This is a genomic window from Klebsiella sp. 4_1_44FAA, from assembly GCF_000238715.1.
In the GTDB taxonomy this organism is placed as follows: Bacteria; Pseudomonadota; Gammaproteobacteria; order Enterobacterales; family Enterobacteriaceae; genus Klebsiella; species Klebsiella pneumoniae.
On the sequence record NZ_JH414798.1, the window covers coordinates 939,984 to 946,670 of the forward strand.

The following is a 6,687-nucleotide window of genomic DNA, read 5'->3' on the forward strand; positions in this document are numbered from 1 at the left end:
AAACTGGATTTTCCGCCGCAGCTGACGCTGCGCCTCGCGGCTGAGATGTCCGGCGTCGATACCGTCGATGATGACCTGTCCGGCGTCGGCGCGCTCAAAGCCCAGCAGGATCCGCGCCAGGGTGGTTTTCCCGGAGCCGGATTCGCCCACCAGCGCATGGGTGCTGCCGCGTCTGACCTCAAAGCTGACGCTGTCGAGCGCCTGCAGCGCCTGTTTGCCCAGCGAGAAGCGTTTGCTGATCCCCTCCACGCGAATGGCCGGCGTGGCCAGCGGCCGGTGACGCGCCGCCGCCAGCCCCAACGGCGCATCCTGCAGGTCGTGGAGCAGCTGGCGGGTGTAAGGATGCTGTGGACGCTGGACAATCGTCTCGGTGGCGCCTTGTTCCTGAATCTCTCCCTGGCGAAACACCATGATCCGGTCGGCGCGTTCGGCGGCCAGCGCCAGATCGTGGGTGACAAACAGCACGGCGGTACCCGACTCGCGACGCAGGATATCGAGCAGGTCGAGAATGCGCTTCTGCACCGTGACGTCGAGGGCGCTGGTGGGCTCGTCGGCAATAATCAGATCCGGCTGCAGGGCAATGGCGATGGCTATCAGCACCCGCTGTTTCATCCCGCCAGACAGCTGATACGGATACTGGTCAAAACGCTGTTCCGGGTGGCTGAGACCGACTTTAGCGAGCAGGTTAAGAACCTGCTGTCGGCGCTCAGCGGCGGAGAGGGACTGATGCAGCCGCAGGATCTCTTCCACCTGCTGACCAATGGTTTTTACCGGGTTGAGCGAATTACCGGGATCCTGCGGGACCAGGCTGATGCTCACTCCGCGCAGGCGGTTCAGGCGTTTATCCGACCAGTCGCTAATCACTTCGCCATTGAGGACAATCCGCCCGGCATCCCGGCGGGCATTATCCGCCAGCAGGCCGATAATGGCCTGCGCGGTGGTGGTTTTCCCCGAGCCGGATTCTCCGACGAAGGCCAGCATTTCGCCGCGCTGGATGGAAAAGCTGATGTTGTGCACCACCTCGCGCCATTCGCCCCGCGAGCGGTAGCTGATGCGTAGATCTTCAACGGACAGAACGGTCATGGGCGTACTCCACTCCACTGGCGGCTAAGACGATTGGCGGCAAGGACCACGGCGACCACGGCGAGGCCGGGGAAGGTGGTCAGCCACCAGGCGGTTGACAGGTAATTGCGACCTTCGGCGATCAGTAGTCCCCACTCCGGGACCGGCGGCGGAGTGCCGTAGCCGAGGAAGCTGAGGGTGGCCAGGGCCAACATCGCCTGACCGAACTGCAGCGTCGCGAAAGCAAGCACCGCAGTGAGCGAGTTGGGCAGAATATGGCGCCAGAAGACGGCGAAAAAAGTGCCGCCGCTGCCCCGGGCCGCCTCGACGTAATCGCTGTGGCGCACGCGTACCACTTCTGCTCGCGCCAGGCGCGCGAAGCTGGCGATAGCCGCGACGCCAACCGCCACCGCCGCATTTACCGTGCCGAAACCCAGCAGAATAATCACCGTGAGCTGCAGCAGCAGGGAGGGGATAGCCAGCAGGACATCGACCAGGCGCATGATGGTGGATTCCACGCGTCCGGCCAGCGCCCCGGCGAGGGTGCCAAGGGCGGTACCCACCACCAGGCTGATGGCGACGGCGATCAGCGCCGCCGACAGGGAATGCACCGCGCCGTAAACCACCCGCGTCCACAGGTCGCGCCCCAGCTGGTCGGTACCCAGCCAGTAGTGCGCCTGCGGCGCCAGGCGCTGAGCGCCGGGGATCCCCTCCAGCGGGTTAGAGGAGGTAAACCACTGTGGGGCAATGGCCATTAACAGGGCGGCGATCATCACCGCCCACGCCAGCCACAGGCCAGGCTGCAGGCGCACTCTACGCCACTCCGGGCGGCGGCGAACCGCGATGGTATAGTCGACCAGGCTCATTTCGCACCTCCGGTCTGTAAATGGAGTCGGGGGTCCAGTCGCGGCATGACCAGGTCGACCAGCAGGTTGATCAGGACGAAACCGAGGGCGGAGATCATCACCACCGCCTGTAGTACGGCGATATCCTGGTTATTGACCGCCTGCTGGGTCAGCTGGCCGAGGCCGCTGCGGCCGAAGACGGTCTCGGTGATTAGCGCCCCGGCAATCAGTTCGCCGAGCAGCAGCCCGGCAATATTCAGCGCCGGTAGCAGAGCATTCCCCATCACATGGCGCCAGAGGACGCCCGTTTCGCTCATGCCCTTGGCGCGGGCGACCGCGACGAAGGGCTGAACCGCCACCTGATCCATGCTGCGCATCAGGATCTGCGCCAGCGGGGCGGAAATGGGCAGCGCGACGGCGATAACCGGTAAAATCAGTCCTTCCAGTGGGCCGGGGTTGATCACCGGGATCCAGCGCAACTGAAACGAGAAGAGCTGGATCAGGGCGATACCCAACCAAAAGGTAGGTAGAGAGATAAACAGCACCGGTAGCGACTGCAGAAAATTGCTCAGCCAGCGCAGCCCCGGCAGCCGCGAGGCGAAAGCGAGGGCGAACGCTAGCGCCACGGCCAGCAGGAAGGCCGGCAGCGCGAGGCTTAAGGTATCCGGCAGGTTGCTGGCAATCAGACTGCTGACCGCCAGACCCGCCTGCAGGGAATAGCCGAAGTCGCCGTGCAGCATCGCCAGCAGCGTGTGCAGGTACTGGCGCCACAGCGGGCTATCGGCGCCGTAGGCCAGCCGCATCTCCGCAATTTGCGCCGGGCTCAGGCCGAGGTCCGGGTTCTGAAACTTGATCAGCACCGCATCCCCCGGCAGGACCTGCAGCAGGAAAAAGGTGAGGGTAAAGGCCGCCCACAGGACCAGCAGCCCCTGGCCGAATCGTCGCAGAAGATAAGCGCTCATAACCGGCCTCTTAGTGCTTGTCCAGCCACGCGCCGTAGAACGACGGACGACCGACGGCCTCGAAGCTGACGCCTTTGACCCACGGCGCGCCGGCGAACACCTGCGGCTCTTCGAAAATAGGGATCACATAAGCGTTATCGATCAGATAGCGCTGGGCGTCACCGGTTAACTGCAAGCGCTGCTGCGGCTCAACCGCCGCGGAGATGCCGGTCAGCAGGTCATTGAGCTTATCATCGCGGAAGCGCTGCACTTTATCGCTGGAGCCGCCTTTCTGCAGCAGCGCATCGCGGTTGTTGGGGAAGAACATACTTTTCACCACATCCGGGTCGGCGCGGCCCACTTCTGAGACGGTGAGCGGGGTTTTCTGCGGGTCGAGGTTATCCAGCGTACGGCTACCGGCATCCCCGGCTTTGACCGTCAACGCCACACCCACCTGGCGCCACTGCTGGGCGATCAGCTGCAGCACTTCCTTATTTTGCGGCTGCGGCAGCGACTCATAGACGGTCAGCGCCAGCCGCTGACCGTCTTTGCTGCGAATACCGTCGGCGGCGGGCCTCCAGCCGGCGTCATCCAGCAACTGCCGGGCTTTGGCCTGGTCGAAGGTGAGTTTATCGCTGAGATTGACATAGCCGGCGGCAGAGCTGGCCAGCACGGAGGTGGCTTGCGGGTAGTTAGCGGAGAACAGCGTCTCCACCACCTGCCTGGCGTTGGTGGCATGGAGCAGGGCCTGACGCACCCGCAGGTCGGCGACCAGTGGGTTATCCGGGCGGAAGCTCAGGCTGTCGTTGACCCCGCGGGTAGGGGCAGCGTAGATCTTAAATCCCTGATCGGTAGCCTGCTTTTCATCGTAGGCCTGCACCTGGCGAATAAAGCCCGCCTGACCTGCCAGCAGCGCGCCGATACGCACGCTGTCTTCCGGCGTCACAATATAGGTGATGCCGTCGAGGTTAGCGGGCCCCTGCTGGGCAATGTTTTTCGGCCCCCACTGGTAATCCTTGCGCGCCACCAGCGTCAGCTCGCGGCCTGGTTTTTCATCCTGCACGACGAAGGGGCCGGAGCCGATAATATGTCGGGCATCGCCCAGCTCTTCAAAATTACGCTGCAGGGTGCTGAGAGATACCAGACCGGAGCCGATGGTGGCGGTTCCCTGCAGGAAGCCCGGCGACGGCTTGTTGAAGTAGAATTTTACCGTCAGCGGGTCGATCACTTCGCTGCGCTGGTAGTTATTGATGACCTCCGAGACGGGCAGACGATGGGCTTTATCTCCCAGACCATAGGTATCGAAGTTTTTGGCGACGGCGGCGGCGTCCAGCGGTGTGCCATCTGAGAAAGTGACCCCTTTGCGCAGGTGGAAGGTGTACTCGGTTTTATCGGCATTGCTGGTCCAGCTCTCGGCGATCCACGGCTCAATCTCCAGCGTTTTCGGGTTCTGCCAGGTGAGCTTGTCGGTTATCTGATTGAGAATCCCGCCATTTGGGTAAAAGCCGCCGGCGGGCGGATAGAGATTGGTGTGCGGTTGCTGCTCCAGATAAATTAAGGTGCCGCCTTTAACCGGCGTGTCGGCGGCCCAGACGGAAAAGGCGCCGGTGAGAAACAGCGCGGCCAGCGCGGGCAGGCGAAAATGACGATGCATGGTGAATTCCTTTGTTATCTATTGTGTTGCCATCATCGGGCGCGGCTAAAAACAAAGGAACCAAGGAATTGCGCTAAGCATTTGCGGAAATTGCATTTACTTCCCGGGTTGGGAAGCGAGAGGACGTGCCAGGGGGGATCGCCTCTCCCGGACGGGAGAGGCGCGGGTGATTAGCTACGCAGATCGATAACCATACGGCCGCGGATCTGACCTTGCTCCATCTCTTTGAAGATAGCGTTGATATCTTCCAGCGGACGCAGGGTGACTTTCGGCACCACTTTGCCTTCGGCGGCAAACTGGAAGGCTTCCACCAGATCCTGACGGGTGCCGACCAGCGAACCGACCACCTCGATGCCGTCCAGCACCAGACGCGGAATATCGAGGCTCATCGCCTCCGGCGGCAGGCCCACCGCAACCACGCGGCCACCGGCGCGAACGGCATCCACCGCCGAGTTAAAGGCCGCTTTAGCCACCGCGGTTACTACCGCAGCGTGGGCGCCGCCGGTTTTTTCCTGAATAACTTTCGCCGCATCTTCATTGCGGGAGTTGATGGTCAGGTCGGCGCCCATCGAGGCCGCCAGCTCCAGCTGTCCGTCGTTGACGTCGATAGCGATCACTTTGGCGTTAAACACATTCTTCGCATACTGCAGCGCGAGGTTACCCAGCCCGCCGAGGCCGTAGATGGCGATCCACTGGCCCGGTTTGATGTGGGAGACCTTGACCGCTTTGTAGGTGGTGACGCCCGCGCAGGTGATGCTGCTGGCGGCGGCGGAGTCGAGGCCGTCCGGAACTTTTACCGCGTAGTTGGCGGTGACGATGCACTCTTCCGCCATGCCGCCATCGACGGTATAGCCGGCGTTTTTCACCGAGCGGCAGAGCGTCTCGTTGCCGCTGTTACAGTAATCGCAGTGGCCGCAGCCTTCGAAGAACCACGCCACGCTGGCGCGGTCGCCCGGCTTCAGGGAGGTGACGCCCGGGCCGACTTTTTGTACCACCCCGATCCCTTCATGGCCGAGAATGACGCCGGTTTTATCGCCAAAATCGCCGTTTTTCACGTGCAGGTCAGTATGACACACGCCGCAGCATTCCATTTTCAACAGCGCTTCGCCGTATTCCAGCGGGCGCAGCGTTTTTTCCGTGACGTTAACCTGATGGTCGTGGGTAACAACAGCTGCCTTCATGCCTGTCTCCTTGTGGGGGAATTGATTAACTTAATTAATGCAATAGTACCCAATAAGGATTAGACGCTGAGCGGTAAAATACAAGGCGCTTAGTACAGAATGTGGCTTTTTGCTACAGAGATAGCACAAAATTCAGACAATATCGCTATATTTGGTAGGTAATAATATTGACGCTGAATGGTCATGTTTTTGTCATCACTCGAATCTATTGTTTTGCGCATCAATTTCTTATAACAACAGAGTGATACAACAATGCATCTGGTAAAAACCATCCTCACCGCCGGTCTGCTTTTGTCCGCCGCCGCCCAGGCCCACAATGTGCTGGAATTTCCCCAGCCGGAAAACAACCCGGAAGAATTTTACGCCGTCACTGAGATCCCGACGGGCGGGATCGTTAAGTACGAAACCGATGCTAAAACGGGGTTTATCGTCGCCGACCGCTTTCAGTCGATGCCGGTGGCCTACCCGGCGAACTACGGCTCGCTGACCCAGTCGCTGGCCGGGGATGGCGACCCGCTGGACGTGGTGTTTTATACCCGCGCGCCGATGGCCCCGGGCACGCTGATTAAGCTGCGGGCAATTGGTGTGCTGAAGATGGTAGACGGCGGTGAGAAAGACGACAAAATCATCGCCGTACCGGCCAGTAAAATTGACCCGACCTACGACGACATCAAGACCATCTCCGATCTGCCGAAAATAGAACAGCAGCGGCTGGAGGCCTTCTTCCGGGTCTATAAAGAACTGCCGGAGGGGCGTAAAAAGGTCGAGCTGGCCGGCTTTAATGACGCCGCGGCCGCGAAGCAGGAGATCAAATCGGCCTGGGAGGCCTGGAAGGCGAAGAACCCGCAATAATATTCATCGCGGGCGCTGTCCGGCGCCTGCGGCATTCGCTTTCACGATCCCTGTGGCGGCAAAATCACACGTCACACGACAACGCTTATCCCACCATATTGCATCTTGACGCAGGATGAAGGCGATGGTTGTATTGTACAACCATTTCATTT

The 6,687-nt window shown here is 60.9% G+C and carries 6 protein-coding genes; 1 reads left to right on the forward strand and 5 read right to left on the reverse strand.

Going from position 1 to position 6,687, the window contains the following annotated elements; genetic code table 11:
* From HMPREF1024_RS21120 to adhP, 5 genes are all read right to left on the reverse strand, one after another.
* Positions 1-1,083: ABC transporter ATP-binding protein (locus HMPREF1024_RS21120; RefSeq protein WP_009307783.1), on the reverse strand; the 1,083-nt coding region annotated here is incomplete at its 3' end.
* Positions 1,080-1,928, reverse strand: coding sequence for an ABC transporter permease (locus tag HMPREF1024_RS21115; RefSeq protein ID WP_009307784.1), 849 nt, complete (start codon positions 1,926-1,928; stop codon positions 1,080-1,082). The genes HMPREF1024_RS21120 and HMPREF1024_RS21115, both read right to left, overlap by 4 nt.
* Entirely contained in the window at positions 1,925-2,869 is a 945-nt protein-coding gene (locus tag HMPREF1024_RS21110; RefSeq protein ID WP_002906228.1) for an ABC transporter permease, read from the reverse strand. Before HMPREF1024_RS21110 ends, HMPREF1024_RS21115 begins: the two co-directional genes overlap by 4 nt.
* Positions 2,870-2,879: 10 nt before the next feature.
* Positions 2,880-4,502, reverse strand: coding sequence for a TIGR04028 family ABC transporter substrate-binding protein (locus HMPREF1024_RS21105; protein WP_009307785.1), 1,623 nt, complete (start codon positions 4,500-4,502; stop codon positions 2,880-2,882).
* Positions 4,503-4,672: 170 nt separating this feature from the next.
* Positions 4,673-5,683 (reverse strand): alcohol dehydrogenase AdhP, encoded by a 1,011-nt coding sequence (gene adhP, locus HMPREF1024_RS21100; protein WP_002906221.1) that lies wholly within the window; start codon positions 5,681-5,683, stop codon positions 4,673-4,675.
* A gap of 252 nt (positions 5,684-5,935) precedes the next feature.
* Between adhP and HMPREF1024_RS21095 the strand changes: the two genes are divergently transcribed.
* Positions 5,936-6,535, forward strand: a complete 600-nt coding sequence (locus tag HMPREF1024_RS21095; protein WP_009307786.1) for an inorganic diphosphatase — start codon at positions 5,936-5,938, stop codon at positions 6,533-6,535.
* The last annotated feature ends 152 nt before the right edge of the window (positions 6,536-6,687 follow it).